The 26245-nt window shown below is 34.8% G+C and carries 20 protein-coding genes and 4 pseudogenes; 5 read left to right on the top strand and 19 right to left on the bottom strand.

All coding sequences use genetic code 11. The features are described from left to right. The first annotated feature begins 205 nt into the window (after positions 1 to 205). Positions 206 to 2014: an oligoendopeptidase F gene (gene pepF / locus ACTNDN_RS17620; protein ID WP_441131638.1), complete on the top strand. Its 1809-nt coding sequence runs from the start codon at positions 206 to 208 to the stop codon at positions 2012 to 2014. Positions 2015 to 2190: 176 nt separating this feature from the next. Here the strand turns inward: pepF and bglA are convergent, their stop codons facing one another. Further along, the gene (gene bglA, locus ACTNDN_RS17615) at positions 2191 to 3630 is read right to left on the bottom strand and encodes a 6-phospho-beta-glucosidase BglA (RefSeq protein ID WP_251627669.1); all 1440 of its coding nucleotides are present in this window, start codon (positions 3628 to 3630) and stop codon (positions 2191 to 2193) included. A gap of 212 nt (positions 3631 to 3842) precedes the next feature. Between bglA and ACTNDN_RS17610 the strand changes: the two genes are divergently transcribed. Next, positions 3843 to 4553, top strand: coding sequence for a GntR family transcriptional regulator (locus tag ACTNDN_RS17610; RefSeq protein WP_441131637.1), 711 nt, complete (start codon positions 3843 to 3845; stop codon positions 4551 to 4553). Between the two features lie 599 nt (positions 4554 to 5152). Here ACTNDN_RS17610 and ACTNDN_RS17605 read toward each other — a convergent pair. Continuing rightward, complete coding sequence (locus tag ACTNDN_RS17605) at positions 5153 to 6838, bottom strand: methyl-accepting chemotaxis protein (protein ID WP_031537253.1); 1686 nt, start codon at positions 6836 to 6838, stop codon at positions 5153 to 5155. Between the two features lie 630 nt (positions 6839 to 7468). Between ACTNDN_RS17605 and ACTNDN_RS17600 the strand changes: the two are divergent. Then, positions 7469 to 7792 (top strand): annotated as a pseudogene (locus ACTNDN_RS17600) (class II fructose-bisphosphate aldolase); the annotation flags it as partial. On the opposite strand, the pseudogene ACTNDN_RS17595 reads toward ACTNDN_RS17600, so the two are convergent. The 15 genes and pseudogenes from ACTNDN_RS17595 to ACTNDN_RS17525 all read right to left on the bottom strand — a co-directional run. Then, positions 7751 to 7864: pseudogene (locus ACTNDN_RS17595) on the bottom strand (PTS fructose transporter subunit IIB); the annotation flags it as partial. The pseudogenes ACTNDN_RS17600 and ACTNDN_RS17595 sit on opposite strands and share 42 nt — an antisense overlap. Positions 7865 to 7913: 49 nt before the next feature. Further along, complete coding sequence (locus ACTNDN_RS17590; protein WP_031537255.1) at positions 7914 to 8381, bottom strand: PTS sugar transporter subunit IIA; 468 nt, start codon at positions 8379 to 8381, stop codon at positions 7914 to 7916. A gap of 31 nt (positions 8382 to 8412) precedes the next feature. After that, positions 8413 to 8778 (bottom strand): hypothetical protein, encoded by a 366-nt coding sequence (locus ACTNDN_RS17585; RefSeq protein ID WP_031537256.1) that lies wholly within the window; start codon positions 8776 to 8778, stop codon positions 8413 to 8415. A gap of 9 nt (positions 8779 to 8787) precedes the next feature. Beyond that, positions 8788 to 8907 (bottom strand): annotated as a pseudogene (locus tag ACTNDN_RS17580) (hypothetical protein); the annotation flags it as partial. A gap of 26 nt (positions 8908 to 8933) precedes the next feature. Next, a complete protein-coding gene (locus ACTNDN_RS17575; protein ID WP_031537257.1) occupies positions 8934 to 9923 on the bottom strand; it encodes an HTH domain-containing protein in 990 nt (329 codons plus the stop codon). A 245-nt stretch (positions 9924 to 10168) separates the two neighbouring features. Continuing rightward, on the bottom strand, positions 10169 to 12211 hold the full coding sequence (locus tag ACTNDN_RS17570) for an ABC transporter ATP-binding protein (protein ID WP_035416393.1): 2043 nt from the start codon (positions 12209 to 12211) through the stop codon (positions 10169 to 10171). Between the two features lie 54 nt (positions 12212 to 12265). Next, positions 12266 to 13201, bottom strand: a pseudogene (locus ACTNDN_RS17565) (ABC transporter permease). A gap of 6 nt (positions 13202 to 13207) precedes the next feature. Then, positions 13208 to 14143 (bottom strand): ABC transporter permease, encoded by a 936-nt coding sequence (locus tag ACTNDN_RS17560; RefSeq protein ID WP_031537260.1) that lies wholly within the window; start codon positions 14141 to 14143, stop codon positions 13208 to 13210. Between the two features lie 119 nt (positions 14144 to 14262). Beyond that, positions 14263 to 15888, bottom strand: coding sequence for a peptide ABC transporter substrate-binding protein (locus ACTNDN_RS17555; RefSeq protein WP_031537261.1), 1626 nt, complete (start codon positions 15886 to 15888; stop codon positions 14263 to 14265). 322 nt (positions 15889 to 16210) lie between these two features. Continuing rightward, a complete protein-coding gene (locus ACTNDN_RS17550; protein WP_031537262.1) occupies positions 16211 to 16837 on the bottom strand; it encodes a hypothetical protein in 627 nt (208 codons plus the stop codon). A 7-nt stretch (positions 16838 to 16844) separates the two neighbouring features. Further along, complete coding sequence (locus ACTNDN_RS17545; protein WP_268817860.1) at positions 16845 to 16973, bottom strand: hypothetical protein; 129 nt, start codon at positions 16971 to 16973, stop codon at positions 16845 to 16847. A 152-nt stretch (positions 16974 to 17125) separates the two neighbouring features. After that, a complete protein-coding gene (locus tag ACTNDN_RS17540) occupies positions 17126 to 18391 on the bottom strand; it encodes a helix-turn-helix domain-containing protein (protein WP_031537264.1) in 1266 nt (421 codons plus the stop codon). Between the two features lie 249 nt (positions 18392 to 18640). Then, on the bottom strand, positions 18641 to 19840 hold the full coding sequence (locus tag ACTNDN_RS17535; protein WP_235251611.1) for an MFS transporter: 1200 nt from the start codon (positions 19838 to 19840) through the stop codon (positions 18641 to 18643). 141 nt (positions 19841 to 19981) lie between these two features. Continuing rightward, on the bottom strand, positions 19982 to 20998 hold the full coding sequence (locus ACTNDN_RS17530; protein WP_031537265.1) for a YeiH family protein: 1017 nt from the start codon (positions 20996 to 20998) through the stop codon (positions 19982 to 19984). 133 nt (positions 20999 to 21131) lie between these two features. Continuing rightward, complete coding sequence (locus ACTNDN_RS17525; protein WP_031537266.1) at positions 21132 to 22037, bottom strand: AraC family transcriptional regulator; 906 nt, start codon at positions 22035 to 22037, stop codon at positions 21132 to 21134. 153 nt (positions 22038 to 22190) lie between these two features. Between ACTNDN_RS17525 and ACTNDN_RS17520 the strand changes: the two genes are divergently transcribed. Continuing rightward, positions 22191 to 22931: an SDR family oxidoreductase gene (locus tag ACTNDN_RS17520; protein ID WP_031537267.1), complete on the top strand. Its 741-nt coding sequence runs from the start codon at positions 22191 to 22193 to the stop codon at positions 22929 to 22931. Between the two features lie 263 nt (positions 22932 to 23194). Here the strand turns inward: ACTNDN_RS17520 and ACTNDN_RS17515 are convergent, their stop codons facing one another. After that, positions 23195 to 24652, bottom strand: coding sequence for a DHA2 family efflux MFS transporter permease subunit (locus tag ACTNDN_RS17515; protein ID WP_035416394.1), 1458 nt, complete (start codon positions 24650 to 24652; stop codon positions 23195 to 23197). A 29-nt stretch (positions 24653 to 24681) separates the two neighbouring features. Then, positions 24682 to 25257, bottom strand: coding sequence for a TetR/AcrR family transcriptional regulator (locus ACTNDN_RS17510; RefSeq protein WP_031537270.1), 576 nt, complete (start codon positions 25255 to 25257; stop codon positions 24682 to 24684). Between the two features lie 300 nt (positions 25258 to 25557). On the opposite strand from ACTNDN_RS17510, the gene ACTNDN_RS17505 reads away from it, so the two are divergent. Next, positions 25558 to 26232 carry an NAD(P)H-dependent oxidoreductase gene (locus ACTNDN_RS17505; protein ID WP_441131636.1) on the top strand — a complete coding sequence of 225 codons (675 nt, stop codon included), beginning with the start codon at positions 25558 to 25560 and terminating at the stop codon, positions 26230 to 26232. Positions 26233 to 26245: the final 13 nt, after the last annotated feature.

Genomic DNA, 26245 nt, shown 5'->3' with positions numbered 1-26245 from the left:
CTAAATTCGACATTTTGGGGAGGTACTCCTTTTTTTGTGTCTCTGAGACCTTGAGGCTCTAAGCGTTAAATTTATGAAATTGATTCATTTAATAACAATGTAATAATTAAATAAACAAAATATTCCCACTTTTAATAGGTTTATTGTATAATCAAACTAATCGTTTCGAATAACGAAATAGTTTGTTAGAGAAGGAGAATGAAAAATGAATACAGAGATGGAAAAGACGCTTTACCGTTCAGAAGTTCCTTTAGAACATACTTGGGACCTACGTGATTTATTTGAAACAGAAGAAGGATGGAAAGAAGAAATAGCATCGATTGAAGAGAGTATTCCTACTGTTACTCAATTTAAAGGCAAGTTTCATCAGAATGCTACAATGTTATTGGAATGCTTAAAAGCGCGAGATGCACTAAATGAAAGATTAACGAGAGCTATTACCTATGCAAATCTTAATCAATCTACAGATGGATCAAATCCTGTATATCAAGAGAACGATGCGATTGTTTCTTCACTCTATGCAAAAGTGAGTTCAAGCCTTTCGTTTATTGATTCTGAAATTCTTACACTATCAAATGATGAAATAAATACATATATGCAATCTGAAGAAGAATTGCAGGTTTTCTCCAAAACACTAAATGACCTAATGGAAGCAAAGCCTCATATGTTATCACCAGAAGCAGAAGAAGTATTAGCGGCCTTTGGCGAAATCCATGGTTCCCCTTATATGATATATCAAAGAAGCAAAACATCCGATATGGAATTCTCTTCTTTTGTTACAAATAATGGGACTGAATATCCGTTAACATTCAATTCCTTTGAAAAGTATGAAGAATCTGCTGATAAAGAGATTAGAAGAAAAGCATACGACTCTTTTACCGCAGGGCTAAATCGCTATAAAAATACGTATGCAGCTACCTATGGAACAGAAGTGAAAAATCAAGTAATCGAATCTCGTCTACGTAACTATGAATCTGTAACCGATATGCTTTTACAAGAACAGCAAGTGACAAAAGAAATGTACCATAACCAGCTGGACACCATTCTCACAGAATTAGCACCACATATGCAGAGATATGCGAGATTAAAAGAACGCATTTTAGGTTTAGATAAAATTCATTATTGTGACCTAAAGGCACCGCTTGATACAACCTATAATCCTGAAATCACCTATGAAGAAGCATCTAAGCTTATTTTAGAGGCACTTGATGTGATGGGTCCAGAGTATATGGAGATTATGGAAAAAGGTTTAAAGGATCGTTGGGTAGATTTAGCCGATAACCATGGGAAACGTTCTGGCGCCTTCTGCTCCAGCCCGTATGGTGCACATCCATATATATTAATGACATGGCATAATTCCATGCGAAATACTTTTACACTTGCCCATGAACTTGGACATGCAGGACATTTCGTTCTTGCTGGAAGAAATCAAATTATCTCCAATACTCGACCATCCCGTTACTTTGTCGAGGCACCATCTACAATGAATGAAATGCTTTTGAGTAAGCATATTATAAAAAAATCTACTAATGTCCAAATCAGAAGATGGGTAATCCTTCAATCGCTAGGCACATATTATCATAATTTCGTTACCCATATACTTGAGGGTGCATTACAAAGAAGAATCTATGAGTTAGCAGAGCAAGGAATGCCAATCACAGCAAAAGTTTTATGTGAGCAAAACCTCGCAGTCTTAAAGTCATTCTGGGGAGATAGCGTGGAAATAGATGAAGGTGCTGGGCTAACGTGGATGCGCCAACCACATTATTATATGGGGCTTTATCCATATACTTACTCTGCGGGCCTAACAGCATCAACTGCTGTCTCTCAAATGATTGAAGAGGAAGGAAAAACAGCAGTGGATCGCTGGTTAACAGTACTAAAAGCTGGCGGCACATTAAAACCATTTGAACTAATGAAATTAGCGAATGTCGACATGTCCACACCAGAACCAATCCAAAAAGCAGTGGCCTATGTTGGAAGCTTAATAGATGAATTAGAGCCTAGTTATTAATCGTCTTTAGGCTTTAGCCGAGAACCCTCGTGACTTCAGTCGTGGGTTGTTGACATTATGGAATGATATTTTTACCCTAAAACGAGCCTTTTTTACTTCTCACTTCATGAAGGAGCAATAGACAAACATAGAAAAAAGGAAGAGAAAATCAAAAAAATCCTCTTCCTTTTCCCATATTATAGCTTTTCCCCATTCGATTGAATAACATCTTTATACCAATAAAAGGAGTCCTTTTTTGAACGATTCATCGATCCGTTTCCTTCATTATCACGATCAACATAAATCATTCCATAACGCTTTTTCATTTCTCCTGTTGTAAAGGATACAATATCAATAATTCCCCATGGTGTGTAGCCAATCAAATCGACCCCATCATACGAAACAGCCTTTTCTAAAGCTTCAATATGAGCCTTTAAGTACTCAATTCTTTCTTGGTCATGGATAGCTCCATCTTCTTCAACCGTATCGATTGCTCCAAACCCATTTTCTACTATAAACAATGGGATTTGATAACGATCATATAAACGATTTAATACATATCGAAGACCTGTCGGATCAATAGACCAGCCCCAGTCACTTGCTTTGATAAAGGGATTTTCTACCGCATTCGGCAATGCTCCATTTACAATGTCCCCTGCATTATTATTAGCCACATCACTCTTAACTGTTGTAGACATATAGTAACTAAAACCTAAATAATCCACTGTCCCATTTTTTAAAATATCTTCATCACCAGTATGCATTGTAATAGAATAGCCTTCTCTCTCAAATTCCTTTAAAGCATATTTAGGATAATATCCTCGAACTTGAACATCTGGGAAAAAATATCTTTGTCTCATTTCCTCTTCAGCTAGCATAACATCTGCTGGATTAGAAGAATATGGATAGATCGGAATATGCGAAACCATTGCACCAATTTGAAAATCCGGATTTATTTTTTTCCCAACAGACACAGCTAATGCACTTGCAACTAGCTCATGATGGGCGGTTTGATACATTACCTCTTTTGCATTTTCCCCTTCTTGTATGGTTACCCCAGAATTTGTCCATAAAAATAACGGGCCAGAGACATCCATTTGATTATTAATTTCATTAAATGTCATCCAGTATTTCACCTTATCTTTGTAGCGATGGAAGCATGCTTCTGCAAATCGCACGAAACAGTCTACTACTTTCCTATTTCTGAAACCTCCATATTCTCTCGCAAGATGTAACGGCATTTCAAAATGAGATAGCGTAATAACTGGCTGAATGCCATACTTTAATAATTCGTCAAATACTTGATCATAAAAGCGTAGCCCTTCTTCGTTTGGCTCTAGCTCATCCCCTTTTGGAAAAATTCTGCTCCATCCAATCGAGGTTCGTAAGCACTTTAAGCCCATTTCCGCGAATAAAGCAATATCTTCCTTGTATCGATGATAAAAATCAATCGCTTCATGGTTCGGATAAAATTGTGCTTCTTCAATGGTGTCTGTTATTTTTCTTGGCACACCATGAGCACCTGCTGTCATAACATCTACAACACTTGGACCTTTTCCTCCCTTGTTCCATCCCCCTTCAAATTGATGGGCAGCTAAAGCACCACCCCATAGGAAATCCTTTGGCATTTTACTCATCGCTTCTTCCTCCTTCTAATTTATCATGCATTATTCGTTTGTTTATTACTCTTCTGTATCACATTCAAAACACCATGCCTCAACACTATAATTGTACCGGTATAATATTATAAATACAATATTATATTTTTATACCCTGTTAATTTTAATGAGTTTTTATAACAGATATGCTATAATCCAGCTATAAAGTTTAAAGATATTGAGGTATGTACATGTTAAAATACCAGCAAATTGCAGAAAAAATAGAAAGATATATTGAAGAAAATGGACTTAAACAAGGCAGCAAGCTACCCGTCATTGAGGCTTTAATGAAACAGTATGGGGTTAGTAAAAGCACCATTATAAAAACCTTGGAGCTTTTAGAAAAAAAAGGGATTATTTTTCAGGTAAGGGGCAGCGGTATATTTGTAAGAAGGCAAAATCGAAAAGGCTATATTAGCTTACTTTCGAATCAAGGATTTAAAAAGGATTTAGAAGATTATGTACTAACTTCGACGATAATTGAATTAGAGGTAAGAAAACCAACAGAAGAAGTCTCCATTAATTTAAATATGGAACTTAACGAGGATGTTTATTATGTGAAAAGAATCCGCTATATAAACGGACAAACCCTTTGCTTAGAGGAGTCTTGGTATAATAAATCGATCATTACCTATCTAAATAAAGAAATCGTTTCTGAATCCATTTTCCATTACATAACAGAAGGATTGGGATTAAAAGTTGGTTTTTCTGATGTCTATTTACAAGTGGATAAGTTAAATGAGGAAGAAGCAGCTTTTTTAGGATTAGAAAAAGATGCCCCTAAATTATTAGTAGAAAGCATCTTTCATTTAACGAATGGCCAGCCATTTGACTTTTCAAAAGTCACTTATAATTATCAGCAGTCCCAGTTTTTTATTCAGGCAAATAGCCATTTCTTTTAATTAAATTCGGCTGTTTTCGTAAAGGTTCTTGCTATGACCCACAGCCTTAATACACTTCGATTGAGACCACTGAAAAACTAATGATTGGTCGTAACCGCCTTTTAAACTTAGATGTGTAATCTTAGATGTGTAATCTTAGATGTGTAATTTGTTTTCCGAGGTGCCCACATGACTCATTGGGGCGAGCGCCGAGCCGCTTCACAGCTCACGCTCCTGCAGGGTCTCGGACTTTCTCGCATCTCCCATAGGAGTCAAGCGGTCACCTCTCCAAACCATTAATATTCGCTTTCAAATAAATAAATTCTTATTTAATTTGGAAATACTATACTTTTTCAGTGCCCTACTTTGCTTTCCATGGGGCTACGCTTGATCCTCCTCAGCTTCGCCTGTGTGGCCACACCTTCCTCGCTAATCCCATGGGAGTCAACATGTATTCAGGCTGCTAAGTATTTCTAATTAATTAATTTATTTTTCTTATTGAAAAAACAACAATCTTTTAGAAAACAGCCTTAAATTTAAATTAATAAATGAGAAGTCACAAAAAGTGCTCTTCTTTTATTTCTAAAAAAAGTTACTTTTAAAATAAAAAGTGTTCTTCCTTAAATTTTAAATCGAGAGACTAATTGCTGAAGTTCTTCTGACATTTTAGATAATGCAATACTTGAGCTTGATATTTCTTGGAAGGAAGCGGTTTGCTCTTCTGTTGCTGCAGCAACACTCTCTGTTTTTTCTAACGTTTCACGAGAAGTATGAGCAATTTCCCCAACAGACTCTTGTACCTCTTGAACTTCTGCCGTAATTTCTTGCGTTGTTTCAGCCATCTTTTTAATATGATCTGCGATGGATTCTACACGATCTAGGATTTCCTTTATATGTTCATTTGTAGTATCAGATAATTTCGTTCCAGCATCTACATTTTCTTTTACTAATGACATATTTTTTTCCGTCGTATTGGAATGATTATGAATCGAGCTAATAAGTGAATGAATTTGACCAACTGAAGTACCTGTCATTTCTGAAAGTTTTCGGACTTCTTCTGCAACAATTGCAAAGCCTTTTCCATGTTCTCCTGCTCTTGCTGCTTCAATCGATGCATTTAATGCTAGCAAATTCGTTTGATTTGATATATCTTCAATGCTTGCTAGTACCTGATCGATTTCATTTGTACTTAAAACAAGGGACTTTAACCCATCGCCAGCCAAGTCAACAGATGCATGAATTGCCTCCATCTGTGTTTGCATTTCTACCAACGCTAATTCCCCATCTTTTGCTTTTTCTTTAATAAGTAGGGACTCAGTGGCAACTTCACTAGCGGTATTTGCTACATGCTTAATATTTTCCAAGGAATTATTAACCTCTATTAAACTGTTTTGAGTAAGTGAATCTTGCTTATTTCCATTCTCTGCAATGGTTTGTATAGCATACGCCACCTGCTCTGCAGCTACAGTTGATTGTTCCATACTAGAAGCTAATTCATCTGATGCAAGTGCCACGTTTTTAGAAGTTTGACCTACACTGCCTATCATCATCTGAAGCGATCCAACAAATGTGTTAAACGAATTTGCTAAATGACCGAATTCATTTTTCCCATTTACGTACACTCTTTGTGTTAAGTCACCTTCACCGGATGCGATATTTTGCAATTGACTATTTATTTTATTTAATGGACCCAAAATAGATTTGAGTAAAATAAAGCCTAAAACGATACTTAAACTAGTTGCAATAATAATAATAACGATCAATATCATTTTTGTTATTTCACTATTATTTTGATTTTGTTCTTCAAGTAGAATGACATCTTGATTGATATGTTCTACTAATTCATTCACAGCTGGATCTAGTACTTCTTTTCTCAATGTACGTAAATCCTCAAAATGGAGCTTTTCTGCTGAAGCTTTATCCTCCCTATAAACCGTGGACACTTGATCACTTGTCGTTAAATACGATTGAAGACTAGAGTTAAAAGCCTTGATCCCTTCTTCATATACACGATAATTCGATAGATTTTCCATTGTTTTCAAAGTTTCATTTATATCCGATTTTTTGCTATTGATTCCATCGATATATTCATTATTGCCTGTAAGAAGAAAGCCACGTTCATCATTAGAAATTCCAGCAATACGATATTGCAAATGCGTAACAAGACGCTGCATCTCTTTTGCATTCGTAAGCTCTTTACTTTTTGTTAGTAAAGCTTGCAGACTAGTACTGGTATATATGCCTATTCCTAAAATAGATATAATTAAAATGAAGAAAATTAGCGCTAATTGATATTTTATTTTCATTTTATCCCCCTGAGTTTTACTTGCCTTTTCACAAAGCTATTTTGATTATCATTTATTTCTTAGCTATGTACCTACTATATATCGGAGACATTTAGTTTTTATATAGTTTGTATACGATACCAATTTTCTTAAATAAGTATTTTTTATAAAAGATGTTCCAATACTTTTCTGAACATACAAAATAGACAACTTCTGAATAAAGTTGCCCTTTTAGAAAATCAATTAATCAATCTATTTTTTTAAAAATGCTTATATTATTTTAACACCTGAATTTTTCCATTATTCGTTTTCAATTTTACCAGATTCTCTCCATTGCCAATCACTGTGCTTCCTTTATATTTATCCAAAATGTTAATGCTACCGTTATCGACTTGGACAACAAAAGTGACATTTGTCGGCTCATTTTCTGTTTCAATTTCGATTCATCCATTATTCGTTTCTAATTGAATGGGTTGATTTAATGTAGTTGTTTTCATGGATATTCTTCCATTATTGGACTTTCCTTCAATGGTACCACTCACATGCTCCCATCAGACCATCGCTACTGGGAAAGATTTAGTTAAATATTATATTCAAGTGGCAGGATCTGAAGGGAAATCTTTATAAAATTAAGGAAAAGAGGAGTATATTATGTTATTAAATATGAAGCAATTATTAGAAGTTGCGCAAAAACATCAATTTGCTGTTGGAGCATTCAATGTAGCGGATAGTAATTTTCTTAGAGTAGTAGTAGAAGAGGCAGAAAGTAATAATTCTCCAACTATTATTGCTGTACATCCAACTGAATTGGATTTTGTAAAGGATGAGTTCTTTGCTTATGTGTTATCAAGAATAAAGAATAGTCATGTCCCATTTGTGCTACATTTAGATCACGGTGGGAATTTGGACGATATTATGCGGGCTATTCATGTAGGATTTAGTTCGAACCTTATGTCCCATTTCTTGACCAGCTTTTATCAATTTTTCTTTAGCTATATACGTATGGGCAATTCCAGAAGTGCACGCAGATATTCCAACAATATTCATCCTAATCCTCCTCCAATAAAAAAGTATTTATCAAGATTTTCCCTTATTATTAATTTTTAGTTAATACCTTTAAAAATTTACTCTTCGTTTGAAGTGTTTGAAACTTTGCAATTGTCTCTTCTTCAGCTAACAAGACAGCGACCTTTTGCAATAATTTTATATGAATAGTTGTTCTATCAGTGTCTTTGACTGCAAATAAGATAATAATATTAATAGGATTCCCATCTAGTGATTCCCATTCTATTAATGTTTTTGTTCTACCAATTGCAATGGATGTCTTTAATACATGCTCAGATTTGCCATGGGGGATGGCTCCCCCCTTTTCTAGACCTGTTACTCCTTCATTTTCGCGAAACATCACATCCTTTATAAATCCTTCTTTATTAGAAATACAACCGTTTTTAAATAATAACTCGGCTAACTCGTTAAGTACTTCTTCCTTCGTATTGCCTTGTAAATTTAAGTCTATAAGGTCTTCAGTTACAACCCTATTAAAATCCAATTCTTCTATTCTCATGTCCACTTTACACTCTCCTATCTTTCCATTTTCAACCGTTATTACTTTGTTGGTTGTAGTAGTCCTTAATGAATTGATCTATTTTAAATTTATCTTCTTGGTTTAAAATAGGACTCACAAGAATGGTTGGTTTATCAATAATACTATGTGTTTTCACAGTCGAAATCACTAGTTCTACATCTTCGTAGTCTGTCTGTTTTATTCGTTGTTGAGCTATAATTTTCTTTATATGGATATCAGGAAAAGTTCTTCTTATTTTTTCACTTAACAAATGAGAAGTACCAATTCCACTTGTACATTCTATTAATAAAGGAATCTGGTTAGCAAAATGATCATCATAAGATATCTGAAAATATAAAGTAATATAGCCGATTTCTTCATCCGTTATATACCTCACCCAATGCCCTTCTTCTATTAACTCATTTATGCTAACCTTTATTAAGCCAAATATATTGGTAAAGTTAGATTTAATCGACTTTAAAATTGGATTAATAATATATATCCGATGACTTAGTCTATATATCATTGCATGCATGTGCAAATTTAATCTTTCTAATAAAATAACTCATCATCTGTATCAAATTGGTACCAACTATTCTCTGTAACTCTCGCTATTAACCTATTTGCTAAAAGAATTACCTGTTCATTTTGGTAATGTTCTGTATCTTGATTCAATAAAAAGCGTGAATTAAGTTTATGCGCTTTCAAAATATAGTATAGAGAATAAATATCATATGCTTTTAATTGGATAGAAAAGCACTTTTCTATATCATCAACCAAATCTTTACATACATAATAGATACTAGCGTTATTATCTATCTCTTCAAATACTACTTCTTCGTTTAATATAAGCTTATTCCTTTGTTTTTCTATGATCGAGAGAAGGGAACAAAATAATGTTAAATAATAGGGCTGATCTAAACTTAAATCATGCTGTACTTGTATATCATGTAGTAATTTCTTAATTTTTAATAAATTATTATTTTTCACTTTTACTTTTTTTATAGAATCAGGAATATCATATTGACTAAAAGGATCTCCCATTTGAGTTAAGTATTTTTCAATAATCACCGCCATTAACCGATAAATCGATAGTTTATCTCCCTTTATAAATGTTCCTTCATTTGTTCTTATTAGTCTTAAGTTATATGGCATTAATTCTTTTTCAATATGTTTAAAGTCATTGAGGATAGAACTTTGGCTTACGATGTATTTCTCTGATATTTTCTGAATTGAGGTTTTACAGGGTGCAATCGACAGAAGGAATAATAATAGATTCAAACGACGTTCATCTGGATAATCAAATACTGTAGTTTCACTTTCTAGTATTTTCTTATTATTTTCTAAATAATAACCAAAATTTTCTTTTTTTATTATCCGAAACGGCATTGAATTTGCATCAATTATTTGTTGGATATCTCTATAAATTGTTTTTTTGGAAACTTCTAGTACTTCCGCTAACTCAGCAGCTGTTACATAACATTTCTCCTTTCTTAAGATATTAAGAATCATTTGATGACGCTCATTCATGACCTCACTCACGAATTACTTCACCTCTTTTCTAATCTCTATGCTACTATCTTATTCGATTGAAAATGGATACACAATTACAAAATTATGATGGATTTTGTGTCCCTATTAAGACGGGATTTTTTGTTTTAAGCTACTACATTGTATCTATCGGAATACTTAGGGAAACATTCTTCCTCTTTTTACGTATTGAAAAAAGTTTCCATTCTATCAAAAAAAAAGCAAGGAAACATAAAATCCCCCTGCTTCCTTGCTTTTTAAACCATCACTTTCATCGCCTCACTATAATGACAAGCAACCCATCTACCTTCCTTTACCTCTCTCCACTCCGGTACTTCCTGACACTTTTCTGTAGCAATCGGACATCGAGTCCGAAATCGGCACCCTGTTGGGGGAGCAATCGCACTTGGAAGATCACTATTTAATACAATACGCTCTCTCCGTCGTTCCACTTTAGGATTTGGGATTGGGATTGCAGATAATAATGCCTTTGTATATGGATGGAATGGTTCAGTATATAACTCCTCTGCAGGAGCAAGCTCTACAAGGCCCCCTAAATACATCACGCCTATTCGGTCACTGATATATTTCACCATTGATAAATCATGGGCAATAAACAAGTAAGTTAATCCTTTTTCCATTTGGAGCTTTTTCAATAAATTGACTACTTGTGCTTGAATAGATACATCCAAGGCAGAAATAGGTTCATCTAATATTAGAAATTCTGGATCTACTGCTAAGGCACGAGCAATTCCAATCCGTTGTCGTTGTCCACCTGAAAATTCATGGGGATATCTACTCGCATGCTCTTTTGGAAGACCAACCAATTCCAGTAACTCTTTCACCTTTTCCGTTCTTTCCTCTTTCGTCTGATATAATTGATGAATATCCATTCCTTCAGCAATTATATCTTCCACCGTTTTTCGAGAATCAAGAGATGCATATGGATCTTGGAATACCATTTGCATTTTCCGATGAATTGCCTTTTTTTCTTCATTCCTTACATTACCATTAATTTTCTTTTTTTGAAAAATAACCTCTCCATATGTTGCCTCATATAACTTTAATATGGTTCTGCCTGTTGTAGACTTTCCACAGCCTGATTCACCGACAAGCCCAAGTGTCTCCCCTTTCATAATATGGAAGCTAACATCATCTACTGCTTTTAGTGTTTGATTTTTATCTATTTGGAAATATTTTTTAAGATTATTCACTTCCATAATTGGTTCACTAGAAAGAAAACGCTTCTCCCTACTTTCTTCTATTTCCACAGATTTCTGAACTAACGAAATTCCCTTTTCATTTACACTAACAGGAGGAGCAATTTTAGGAGCTTTTTCATGCAGTAACCAACTTGCTGCATAATGTGTATCAGTAATTTGATACATTGGCGGTTCTAATTGATAATCAATAGCCATAGCGTATTCATTTCTTGCAGCAAATGGATCACCCTTTGGAGGGTTCATTAAGTTAGGTGGTGATCCTGGAATAGAGATTAATTCTCCTTTTGTATCTAAGTTTGGCATTGAACTTAACAACCCCCAATTATAAGGGTGCCTTGGGTCGTAAAATATTTCATCAACCGTTCCTTTTTCAACAATTTTCCCGGCATACATAATAGCAACAGAGTCTGCAATATTAGCAACAACTCCTAAATCATGTGTAATTAATATGATTGCAGTACCTGTTTTCTTCTGTATATCTTTTAATAGATCAAGAATTTGTGCTTGAATAGTAACATCTAGTGCAGTAGTCGGCTCATCTGCAATTAAAATTTTCGGATTACAAGCTAATGCCAATGCAATCATTATCCTTTGTCGCATACCGCCTGAAAATTGATGTGGATATTGATTATATCTAAGCTCAACATTGGGGATTCCAACTAGCTCAAATAGTTCTAATGCAATTTTCTTTGCTTCCTTTTGGGCTATTTTCCGATGCTTTCTGACGCTTTCTACTACTTGTAATCCAACTTTCATCGTTGGATTAAGGGCAGTCATTGGATCCTGAAAAATCATCGAAATTTCCGAACCACGTATGTTTTGCATTTTTCTTTCAGATAAGGAAACTAAATCTTGCCCATAGAATAAAATCTCTCCTTTACTGATATTCGAGATTCCTTCTGGTAACAATTTCATTATCGCTCTTGACGTCACAGATTTTCCTGATCCAGATTCTCCTACAATTGCTAATGTTTCCCCCTTCTTTAAAGTGAAATCAACTCCTCTAATTGCTTGAACTATCCCGGCATATGTTTTAAAGGAAATATGTAAATCCTTCACTTCTAAAATTGTCTCCATTTTCTATGCCTCCCCAAAAAGTCTATCTTCTTCATTATGTACTGCGCTCTGAAACTACTTTCTCAATTTGGGATCAAAAGCATCTCTTAATCCATCTGCTAAAAGATTAAAGCTCACCATTAATCCGGTGATGACAATAGCCGGATATATCAATAAATAAAATTGATTCCGCATGGAGTGGAAACCATCATTTATCAAAACTCCAAGGGAAGCTGCCGGTTCTTGTAATCCTAGTCCAATAAAACTTAAAAATGCTTCAGTAAAAATAGCACTCGGAATGGTAAACATCATATTAATAATAATTAAGCCAATCGTATTAGGAATCATGTGATTGACAATAATACGTTTATTGCCTGCTCCTAAAGAACGGGCAGCAAGAACGAACTCTTGATTTTATTTTAAAATCTGTGCTCTTACAATCCTAGCCATATTAACCCAACCTGTAATAACCATCGCAACCGTGATGGTAAAAATCCCCGGTTTCATCATCATGATTAATAGGATGACAATAACTAAGTGGGGAATTCCCATAAGAATTTCAATAACTCGCTGCATGAAGCTATCCACTTTCCCACCGATTAATGCAGAAATCGAACCAAAGGTTACTCCAATTGCTAAGTCAAGAACACTAGCTAAAAGGGCAATATATAAAGATATTCTGGTCCCTTCCCAAATTCTTGTCCATTGATCTCTTCCAAACTTATCTGTCCCAAGCCAATGTTCTCCATTAGGAGGTTGATAGGTTTTATCATAATCCGTTTGATAATAGGTATAGCCGTTCAGATAGGGGCCAAAAATCGCAAGCAAAAGAATTAGTAATAAAACAACTAAGCTAGCAATAGCCGCCTTGTTCTTTTTTATACGAATCCAAGCATCTTTCATAAAAGAAAAAGAGTGCTGCGATATTTGTTCTAGCTCCTCCTGTTTCCTTCCAACGACTTCGAAAAGTTCATCGGGCAGCTGATCTATTTTACGATTTGGTTCTGCCATTTATCTTCACCCCTTTAATCCGCTAATTCGAATTCTTGGATCTATCACACTATATAATAGATCGATAACAAGCATTGTTAGAATAAAAAAGGCACTGTAAAATAGTGTTACTCCCATAATGGTTGTATAATCATTAAACTTAATAGAGTCCACAAAGAGACTACCAATACCAGGAATACTAAAGATATTTTCAATAACCAATGAACCAGTTAAAATACTAACCGCAACCGGCCCGAGAATCGTGATAACTGGAATCATCGCATTTCGAACAGCATGTTTGATAATAACTCCCCATTGGCTGAGCCCTTTCGACTTAGCAGTTAAAATATAATCTTGCTGCAGAACATCTAGCATTTCTGTTCGCGTAAACCTGGAAACAAGTGCGATAATCATTAAAGATAAGGCGATCGATGGAAGAATAGAACTATCGTATCCTTCCCAAAACGCCACTGGAAACAACCCCCATTTCAAGGCAACTACATATTGCAATAGGGCAGCAAATACAAAGTTGGGAACAGAAACACCAATTACTGCAACGAACATCGTGACATAATCCCAAACCGTATTATGCTTTAAAGCTGCAATCATCCCTAGAATTAACCCAATAGATAATCCAAGTATGATAGCTTGCACACCAAGGAATGCAGAAGGGAGAATACGACTAGATAAAAGCTCGTTAACCGACTGTCCTTTGTAATAATAGGAAATTCCTAAATCCCCTTTTACTAGATTCACTAAGTATTTTCCATATTGTACATAAACAGGCTTATCTAATTCATATTTTGCAAGAAACTCCATTCTTGCTTCATCAGTGAGACTCGATAATTTTTCTTCATTAAAAGGAGAGCCCGGCAACAGCTTCATCAGAAAAAAAGTGATTGTTGCAATAATCCATAATGTAATGATTATATTTAAGATTTTTATGCCAATAAATTTCCCCATAAAAACACCTCTTCCCATGAAAAGATACTTAGTTTCTTCTAAAGAAGTTCCTCCTTAACTAGTTGGAGAACAATCTAATAGATTAGGAGGGAAAAATATCCCTCCTAACTCCTCCATGTTTATTTTTCAATTGTTACATACTTTAATTCTAGTGAACCACCAGGCGGTAATTCTAACCCTTTTACTTTAGGATTGATCATATATGCTCTGCCATCAAAGTAAAGTGGACCAACAATCCCTTTATCAATCAGTATTTTTTCTGCCTCGATAAATAAATCAATACGTTTATCTACATCTGTTTCTTTTTGAGCAGCTAGTACTAATTCTTGATACTTGCTGTCTTCAAAATAGCCTCGTGATGCGGAAGCTGGCTGTCCAAACCATTCATAGATGAACGTCATCGGATCATTATAATCTGCTCCCCATCTATTTACCGCAATCATGAAATCTCCCTCACGCATCGCTTCCAATCTTCCACTAAACGGCTTCGTGACGATGGAAACATCTACCCCTAAATTCTTCTTAAATTCACTTTGTAAAAATGTAGCCGTATCTTTAGAAACAGAATCATCTGATGCCAATAGTTCGATAGGCGGTAACTCTCCACTCTCTTTGATTCCTTCTTCAAGCAACTCTTTTGCTTTAGCAGGATCTGGTGTAAAAATATCACCTGCAATTTCACGATAAGTGGAGGAACTATTTCCGCTAATTCCAGAAGGAACTACCCCTGTTCCAGGCAGGGAACCATTATTTAAAATAGTGTCTGTTAAAATTTTCGGATCGAATGCTAATTGAAATGCTTGTCTAATTTTCTCATTATCAAATGGTTTTTCTTGTAAATTCACTTGTGTAAAATAAGTACGGAACATCGTTTCTGTTCCATAGCCTTCTTTATCTTTATAACTATTTACATCCGATGATTGTAAATAAACTTTATCAAGTTTCCCAGAATCATATAAATTTAGTGCGGTACTTGCTTCTTTAATAACATCTAAATTTACTTTATCTACTGCGACATTTTCCCTGTCCCAATATTCTTTATTTTTTTCTAATGAAACGCCTGTTCCTTGATCATAAGAGGTTAATACATAGGGGCCATTATAAAGAATGCTGTCTGCTGTCAGTGCATATTTGTCATACCCCACTTCTTCCACAAACTTTTGATTTAGTGGGAAATAAGTTACAAATGTAGTTAAATCAAGAAAGAATGGCGTAGGCTGGTTTAATGTCACAACCAGTGTTTTATCATCTGGTGCATCTACCGCAACAGCTGATTCATCTGCTTCGCCAGCATTATATTCTGCTGCTCCTTTTACAAACTGAGCAATAATGAAAGCATACTCGCTTGCTGTATCAGGATCTAACGTTTTTAACCAAGCATATTTGAAATCTGCTGCTGTAACAGGTTCTCCATTACTCCATTTAATTCCCTCTCTTAAATGGAAGGTATAGGTTAATGCATCCTCTGATATATCTACACTTTCAGCCATAGCAGGTTGAGGTTTATTATCCTTATCAAGTCGATAAAGCCCTTCAAGTACATTATTTAAGATGGTAAAAGATGTTCCATCCGTTGATTTCGTTTGATTTAAATCTGGTATATCTGATTCTAATGCCAGATTCAATGAACTAACTTCTTCATTGCTAGATTTTTCTTCTTCACTTGAGCTAAAGCCTGCACAACCACTAAGCAATAGCACTAATACTACAAGTACTGACACATTTAACATCCACCATTTTCGCATTGTTTTCCCCCTTATTATGTATATAGCATGTACACAACAAAAAAATGTTATATTTTCTGACAAAAACAAAATCAAAAAATGGATGAAAGTCATTAGATGTTACTTCTTATAACATAAAGTTATTATACTGCCCCTCATTATGGAGGTCAATTATAATTTGTAATATTTTGAAAATTAAAACTTCAGTCTAAGTAACCATACATTCTCCCCTATACACACCTAAATATTTGTCTCTATAACAAACCTCAGGATTTTACTCATAAGAAAAAAGGCGATTTACCAATGCTCGCCTTTTTAACCTGATAACTATTCATTTTTCCTACTAAGAGATATATGAATCTCTAAAACTACTTGTGGGGTACAACCACTGTATAAAAATATAAGGGGGCAATAATAACTTTTTCTCTTGGTGTTCTGATACAAAATCCGCTATTGCAATAGTAGATTCTACTCCTCCATGCAAGGATAGGAAGTAATTTAGCTGTTTCATTACCTTAATTAAGGTATCCAATGTCTCTTTATCTTTTCTTAAAAGTTTATAAGAAATTCCTAAATTAGACTTGATACCAAGCTGCTTTTGATGGACTGCAACCTCTTGAAATTGATTACTCTCAATCTGGTCTAGTTGCACAAAAATTTCATTATCTGCGTCTAACTTATAAACTCCATTATTAGGTATTCCTGTAACAACATCTTGGTTCAATTTAATAATCAAGGGCGATATAGCTTGAATAAATTCTGGTTCAAACTTGTCAAATACCTCAAATAAAATCTGCGCAAGCGTATTTTTGTGAAAAAGGGAATTTTGTGTTTTCCCTATGTTTTTATGATGTTTTTCAATGGAACACGAGACAATATGAGAAGTTGATGGTTGTAAATAATCTCGATTCATTTGATCTTGATAGGTTCCAAATATCCGTTGCATTAATTGATTATTCATCTCCATCATTAATCTGTTACTCCGTTTCTTGGTTTCCAATACTAAGTGCCCCAGGTTGGCATTCATGTCCTGCTAATGCATTGCCAAGATTTACTCCCAATGTTAAAGTAACGAGAACAACTATAGATACTATCATTTTTTTCATTCTTTGAAACACTCCATTTCTTTTATCTATTTGTATTTGTTAATGAAAGTTTATCTCAAATAACCTATTTATAAAAATAGGTAAAATTATACTATTTTTTCTATCATTTAATAAGTAATTTTAACCTGCAATTTTACTACTTATCTGCTAAATCATTCCTCATATTCTAGCGCCTTCATTAAATAGTCGGCAGCCTTTTTATATGCTTTCTTATCATAAAAATGATTACCAAGCTCTTTCGTAATTCTTTTAATCAAAATTCCTTGATTTAAATGAATAGCAGAATCTAGCATTTTTTGCATTCCTTTTTCATATAAACTTTCATTTCCCTGTAATTTCTTCACTGATAACCTTAATAAACATAATAAAATATTGTCATGCTTAAGCTGAAATTTTTCTGTAATCGTTAATGCTTTTTCTAAATATTTATCCACTAGTACCCAATCTTTTAGTTCAATATAGATTTCCACTAATCTTCTTAGTGGGTGAACAATTTGTAAATCTAATGAAGGGTCTTCAAAAATATTAATACTATTTAAATAATAGTTAATCGCTGACCCATATTCCTTTTTTCTTTCATAGACTCTCCCTATATTATGCTGTATCATCCCTTTGAAGCTAGTAAGTTTTTCATGTCCTTCCATTTCTATGATAATACGCTCTGCTTTTTTTAAACATTCCATTGAATTATCTAAATCATTATTTAGTTGATACTGAACGCCTAATGTAATTAATGCAGTAATGATATATTCTTTTTCCTCATATTTTTCAAAAATCTCATATGCTTTATTAGAATAATACATACTAATTTCTTGATTTGCGTGAGTTCTTTGCTTTATCAAACTAAGATTATAATAAAGCTTTGCAGCATCCAGACTATCCCTTTCTTTTAATAAATGATCTGCCTTTGTATAATAATGAACCGAATAATTAAAATCTTGAAGATAGTAAAAGAAGTTTCCACACGCCAGAAAATAGTAAAAGTATTCATCCTCTAACCCTTCACTCATTTCTCCTGAAATAAATCGTTTGGATAGGCTATAAATACTTCTTGCCTGCTCTATTTCACCTTTTGTCGTATAGTACCGTAACAGTACACCATAAAGGTGAAGGTTTACTTTTGTAGAGTTCAATTCTAGCGTTTGTATATGTAAATAAGAGAGATCTTCTTCTGTTATTTCTCCTTTCTGCTTATAACTTTCTACAATTCCCAACGTTTTTTCGTCTCTATTCGGGCTACTTAACTCGGTTAAATCATACCCTAGTCTTTTCGAAACTTTTCTTAGAAACTCTGCAGAAGGATTAATTTGTCCATTTTCAATTCGACTTAAATAAGTGATGGAACATATCCCTTCCGTAAGCTCTTTTTGCGTTAACTGTTTATGTATTCGCAGCTGCCTTATTCTTTCACCTACCATTTTGACCCCTTCTCTCCAAAGATCTATCTCTATTTTTCTATTATATATTATATCGCGCTTATACCATTCTTTTGAAATATAATAGCGTATGGACATTTTTTAATTTAGCTATACATTATGACGCTTTAAATTGGTTATTTCTATTAAAAATAACCAACCATCCATACGAAACTATTCGTGTGAATGGTTGGCTTTCTTCGGCTGGAATACTTATTATGTCCTCAGCATTTTTTTATCGTGTTTTCAATTTTACGCTATTGTAGACAGATGAGAAGTACTATTCCCTTTCCACATATGAACTATAAGCGCAAGTATCGGAAAGGCAATAGCAAAAAGCAGGGAAATTTCTGGACTAAATTGATAATAGCTATAGCTTCCAATCCAGGAACCAAAGGCTCCTCCTAAAAAGAAGATTGTCATATATAAACCGTTCAATCGATTCCTGATTGATGGGTTTAAGCTATAAATAACCTTTTGTCCTAATAGCATATTACCTGATACACCGATGTCTAGCACAATTCCTGAGATTACGATAAGACCTATACTTATATAAGAATGGTCCTTTACAAAAAAGAGGAGAAGGATAGAAAAAATAACTAGCCCCATTGAAACATTTGTCATTATATAAATATATCCTTTATCTGCTAACTTCCCAATATAAGGTGTCAATAATGCACCTGCAATGGCAACAAAACCAATGAGTGCAATTTCATTATTGGAATAATGCAAAGACTCAGATCGTAAGAGTATCGGCATCACTGTCCAATATAGACTGAATGTAGCAAATACACAGGCATGATAAAATGCTCGTTGCTGTAGAGGTGCTGTATCAAGTAATACTCTTACCATCGAACGCAATAAACCCGGATAGGTTATAGCAAGGCTGGATTCTACTTCAAAGTCTGGTAAAAATTTTAATAGTAATAATAAAATAGTAACTAAGAGCAGAAAAGAAAATAGATAGACCATTCTCCATCCTAGCCAATCTGTAATAGCAATAGAAAATGGGCGCGCAATCATAATTCCGATTAAAAGCCCACTCATTACTTTCCCGATATAATTTCCTGCTTCTTCTCTTGGTACAATTTTCATCGTTAACGGAACCAACATTTGTGCTGCACTTGCACCAATCCCAATAATGGTAACAACGAACAAAAAGAGAAAGCCATTTGTTGAGAATAAAGCGCCAATTAATGAAAGGATTGTCACTCCTAATAGTAAGATGATTATTTTCTTACTTTTGTATAAATCTGCCATTGGGACTAAAAAAAATAAACCAGCACCATATCCTATTTGGGTTAAAGTTGTTAAAAGTCCGGAAGAATTAGAAGATATATGTAGATCTGCAGAAATAAATTGGATAATTGGCTGAGCATAATAAATATTAGCGACAACCGCTCCACAGCTAATCGCTAAAAGAAAGATGAGAAAGTTTGTTTTATTATTCATTTACCATAATTCCTTTCATTAGAATAGATGGTATATAATATAATTATTTTAAAAGGAAAAGTCTAGAAAAACAACTTCACTTTCTTCATTCTATGCTCAGTAATTTCTAATTAGAGATCAGCCTTTTCTTCAGGGCTAGCATCACCAAAGGAGCTTTACAAGTACATATCCTAAGATAGATAATACTATTGAACCAATCAAACCAGCTATAAACGGTTTTATACCGAGTTTTTTAAAGGTTTTTATATCTACATAGAGCCCCAATCCAGCCATTGCCATCCCAATAAAAATATATGCTGAATCGACTAAGTTTGCAGTAATTGTTTTCGTAACAATACCAAGCGTATTTATTCCACTCATAAATAGAAATCCAAAAATAAACCAAGGGAAAACAGAAAGAGATATTTTTTTCGATGTGCTTCCTTCTTTTTTATCAGAGAAGATCATTCCAATAATAATCGCTACTGGTACTAATAAGGCGACACGTGTTAATTTTACAATAACCGCTATATCCACCGTCGTTTTTCCCCCGATGGAAGCTGCAGCGATAACATGAGCTACTTCATGAAGTGTACTGCCTGCGAATATTCCATATTCTGTTGGAGTCAAAGGTAAAACAGAATAAAGAGCCGTATAGATTAATGTAAAAATGGTACCTAAAATAGCTACAGTAGCTGCTGCAACAGACGTCTCCTCCTCTTTCGCTTTTAATGGAGCAGCAATCGCAACTACAGCTGCTGCCCCACAAATAGCGGTACCACAGGCGGTTAATATTCCTAATTTTTTATCCACTTTAAAAAATCGAGTCAAACCATATACAAAACATAGGGTAAAGATAATTACAACTACTGCTACAATAACAACATTTACTCCAGAGTGATAAATATCAACTAAGTTAAGTCGCATTCCCAAAAGAATGATTCCTAGCCGCAGTAACTGCTTATTCGAAAATGCTATCCCTTTTTCGAATTTTACCTTTAACCCAAAGATTGCCCGCCAACCCATGCCTATCAATATCGCAAGCACTAATGGTCCCATAATAGATAGGATTGGCAGTGCATCTGCTAAATATTTTGCAAAAATAGCAATGACAAAGGTGATTCCAACCCCCATTATCCATCCACTTGGTTTTACTTGTGCCTTTTCGTTCGTCTCCATATGGACCCTTCCTTCTAAATTAGTTCCTTCATACTTACCTTATAAGAATTTTTATTATTAGTAAAATATATATTAATGATAACTATTATTATAAATACTAATTATAAAACAAGAAAAAGACCTGCTAGTTGGATTACACATTAGCAGGTCTTCTGTTACTAAGATTTATTTGCAATTGCCTTACATCACTTTTTGGTGGTAGTCCAAAAAGCTTGCTATATTCTCTACTAAACTGAGATGGACTTTCATAGCCAACCTGAAAGGCTGCTTCTGCAGCTTCTAATCCTTCAGAAAGCAATAACCTACGCGCTTCCTGTAATCGAATCACTTTTTGAAACTGCAAAGGAGACATTCCTGTAATTAATTTAAAATAATGATGAAAAGAAAAAACGCTCATATTAGCAGATTTAGCTAATTCCTCTATGCGAAGGGGCTTCGCATAATTATGATTAATCACTTGTATTACCTCTTTTATGGATTGTGAATGACTTCCTAAAATCGCATATTGCTTCATCTGATAACCATCCTCTGTTTGCAAAATACGATATAATATTTCCTTTTGATAGAGTGGTGCAAGCACAGAAATATCTTTTGGGGAGTCGAGAAGCTTCAGCAATCTACTTAAGGCATCTGTCATATCTGGGGTAGTTTTATTTACTAGCATTGCCCTTTTAGGTGGAAAGGAGTCTCCTTCCTTTTGATTAGTAACTGCTTCTAAAATTTGTTCCGTCGTAAATCCAAGCCTTATACAATAATATGGATTATCTTTCGAAGCGTCTGTAATTTTCCCACTAATAGGCAAATGAACAGATGTGATAAGATATTGACTGGAATTATAACGAAATATCTCCTCACCGAGCATGACTATTTTGGCCCCTTGTACGATGAAACAAACCGATGGCTCTATTATAGAATGCAGTGGCTCTGCTAAGGTAGAAGCTCGAATAATACTTAAATGGTCAATCTTTGTTTCATGTGTGCCATCTATTTTAATATGCTTTTCTATTAATTGTATTAGCTCTCTTTGTGGATTTTTCATGAATCCTCCTTCGATTTTTCATTCAATTTACATCTTATTTGGAGAATTAGGCAAAGATTAAACATGAATCTTCTATCCATCTTATCTCATGCCTATATATAATTAACTCACATCATCCTAAAGGATGAAAGAAATAACTAATGGAGGAATCATATGAATCAGTTAAAAGACAAAGTTGCCATTATTACTGGTGCATCTAGAGGAATCGGTAGGAGCCTTGCAGAAGAACTTGCTCAATCAGGGGCTAAGGTGATTATCAACTATGCAAATAGTGCTGAGAAAGCAAGAGAAGTTGTTGCAACAATCGTGCAAAAAGGGGGAGAAGCAGTAGCAGTTCAAGCAGATGTCAGCAAAATCAAAGAAGTGGAACGTTTATTTACAGAAAGTCTTCATCATTTCGGAAAAATAGACATTTTAGTTAATAACGCAGGGGTTATGCATACAATTCCTTTAAGGGATGTTACAGAAGAAGAGTTTGATCTCCATTTCTCCATCAATGTGAAAGGCACTTATTTTGCATGCCAGCAAGCACTTAAACATATGGAGCCAAATGGAAAAATCGTCAATTTCTCTACCTCTGTAGCTGGAATGATGTTCCCTGGATATAGCCTGTATGCTGCAACAAAGGGGGCTGTTGAACAGATTACAAGACAATTATCAAAGGAATTTGGGCAAAAAAATATTACGATAAATACCGTTTCTCCCGGCCCTACAAACACTGAGCTGTTTATGAATGGCAAAAGTCCTGAACAACTAGAAAATCTAAAAAGGCTCAATGCATTTGGTCGTTTTGGAGAAACAGAAGATATTGCCAAAGTTGTTGCCTTTCTAGTAAGCGACGACGCTCGCTGGATTACTGGACAGACAATTCGAGTAAATGGTGGAATGGTTTAATAGATAAAAAATCGATTGAAAGAATAGGATTCACACTGAATGGTGTAAATCGATTCTTCCAATCGATTTTTTTCTTTGGCCGCTTTCATAAAGATTGTTGCTATGAATACACTTCATATTCTATGGAACGTGGGACGTGCCGCTTCTCGTTCACTTCTGCAGTCTCGGACTTTCTCACCTTTTTCATATTCTAGGTTGTGGTGCTTTTTCCTATTGAAAAACAACAATCTTTAAAAACAGCTTTTATTTAAATCATTGTTGTATTAATGTGATGGATGATCTACTTTCACTCGTTTGATAAAGAATGATAGAACAAGACCAATGATGGCCACAATAATAGCAAAACTAAATGATTTTTGGACACCTGCTGTAAAAGCAAGCAATGGATTTAACGGATTTGTTAAATTTGTTGTACTACTTAAATATTCAGCAGAACCTGAAGCTAAAAGAGAAATAGCAATTGCTGTTCCGATTGCACCACCAACTTGCTGCAAAGTATTCATAATTGCTGTTCCGTGTGGATATAATTCAGGCGGCAATTGGTTTAAACCATTTGTTTGTGCCGGCATCATTACCATGGAGACACCAATCATTAATACAATCAGAAGAACAATGATAAAGCCTGATGATGTATCAATATCAATCGTTGAGAATCCGAATAATGCAAGTGTCGCTAGCGCAAGACCTGGAATAACTAGCCATTTTGGCCCGAATTTATCAAAAAGACTGCCCATAATTGGTGAAAGCAATCCATTGATTAGACCGCCTGGCAGAAGTAGCAATCCTGCAGTGAACGTGCTTAATGCTAGAACATTTTGTAAATATAATGGCAATAAAATCATGGATGAAAGCATCACCATCATAATCATGATTACAAGCACTAATCCTATAACAAACATTGGATATTTAAATGCACTTAAATTCATCATAGGCTGCTCCATTCTTACTTGGCGAATAGCAAACAAAATTAATGCTATTAGTCCGATAGCAATAGAAGTAATCACTTCTATGCTTCCCCATCCGCCGCCTTCTCCTGCATTACTAAATCCATAAACAATGCCACCGAATCCAATTGTTGACAATACAATAGATAAAATATCGATCTTCGGCTTCGTTAATGTTGTTACATTTTGCATAAATATACTACCAAAAACAAGAGCAACCAAGAGAAGTGGCAATGAAATCCAGAAAATCCAATGCCAAGTTAGGGAGCGAAGAATTAGCCCAGAAATAGTTGGCCCCACTGCCGGAGCAAAACTAATAACTAACCCCATCATTCCCATTACTTTTCCGCGCTTATGCGGTGGGATTAATACAAGAATTGTATTAAACATAAGAGGTAATAATAGCGCTGTGCCAATTGCCTGAACAATACGTGCAATCATTAAAATCGTAAAGGTTGGCGCGATTGCCCCGATTATTGTTCCTGAAATCGAGAAAATAAGAGATGTAATAAATAACTGCCTTGTCGTAAACCATTGTAGAATAAGACCAGATACAGGAACTAAAATTCCAAGTGTTAATAAATAACCTGTTGTTAGCCATTGTACGGTTGTTTCGTTAATACTAAAATCCGTAATGATTGTTTTTAATGCCATATTCAGTGCCGTTTCACTAAATAAACCAATAAAGCCCGCAATTAAAAATGATGCAATAATTGGAACCGTTCTAAACTCCGATTTCCCAATTGTATTGCCTTTAGCAGGAATATCCATTGTCATATTGCTTTTCCTCCTTTAAATCCAAAAAATTACTGTTTTAACAGCACTGCTATTTGATTCGAAATACAACGCAGAGGGATACTACTCTTATTTGTTAATGTTAGCATGCATCCGCCTTCTATCATTGCATTTAGCGTAATGCCCAGCTCTTTTGCCAGACCTTTTTCAAAGCCAAACTCCTCTAACCTATCTGTATAAAGCGCCTGCCAATTAGTAAAGGTAGCATCACATGCCAAGCGCAGCGTTTCGTGAGTTAACGCCGTTTCCGAGGCAATCAGACTAATTTGCAATCCTTCTAGTGCGCTACAGCCCATTTGATCAAATTCATTTGCAATGGCATTGACATGTAGCTGAAAAGCAGACACAGGTGTATCGCCACCATATAAGTCTTCTTTCATTTTTTCCACTACTAGCTCTCTCATCCGATTGATTGCCTCTAAAGCTATTTCTTCCTTCCCATTCGGAAAATGATAGTACAAGGATCCTTTTGGTGCACCACTTTCATCAATAATTTGATTGAGTCCTGTAGCATGGAATCCTTGCAGCTGAAATAGTTTCGTTGCAGTAGTTAGAATTGCTTCTTTTTTATTGTTGCCTTTTTTCATTTAGAATCATCTCTTTTTAAAAAATTATAACAACTGGTCTACATAATATTAATGTGGGATTCTAGAAGTGTCAAGAAAATAATATGTGATTTTTACTCCCTTTTTATACAAAAATTACTGATTCTATACCTATTTTTAAAAGTAAGTGTTTTCAAACATATAGGAAAAGTTCTTATTAAAAATCACCAAACAAATTCTTAGAAAGTATTCCTAGCTTTTGATATACTCTTTCCTAAATTGGTTATCTTAAAAGAGGAATGGGTAGGTAATCAAAGTAGGTATATTGGAAGGAGCACTAGAATGCGTAATAAAGAAGAGTTAAAACAAGAAATTCTTGGCGCTTATCATTTTCGTCATGCCACAAAGGAGTTTGATCCAGCGAAGAAAATACCAGAAGATGACATGCATTTTATTTTAGAAACGGGCCGTCTATCCCCAAGCTCATTTGGTACAGAGCCATGGAGGTTTCTCGTGATTGAGAAACCGGAACTACTAGACAAAATCAAACAATCCGCTTGGGGTGCCTATACAAAAATTCCAGCGGCAAGTGCGTTTGTTATCTTATTAGCACGTACAAAAATAGATACAGTATATGATTCTGCCTATTTAAAAGATCAATTGACAAATGTATCAAAGCTTCCTGCAGAAATAATTCCTAAAATGATTGAACGAATTGCAGAATTTCAAAAAGATGATTTTCATTTATTAGACGGAGATCGGGCATTATTCGATTGGGCTTCTAAACAAACATATATTGCGCTTGGGAATATGATGACTGCAGCTGCTCAAATCGGTATCGACTCATGTCCAATTGAAGGGTTTAATATCGAAAAAATGAATCAATTATTAGATGCAGAAGGGCTTTTAGAAGACGGGCATTTTGGAATATCTGTTATGGTAGCATTTGGCTATCGCGGGAAAGAGCCTTATCCGAAAACACGGAAGGTATTTGATGATGTGGTGAAGTGGGTTTAGGAGGGGTGGCTTA

The sequence above is a fragment of the Niallia sp. HCP3S3_B10 genome (assembly GCF_052064465.1).
GTDB lineage: Bacteria > Bacillota > Bacilli > Bacillales > Cytobacillaceae > Niallia > Niallia hominis.
The sequence above is the reverse complement of the archived record's forward strand: the minus strand, read 5'-3'. Positions and strand labels throughout refer to the sequence as shown.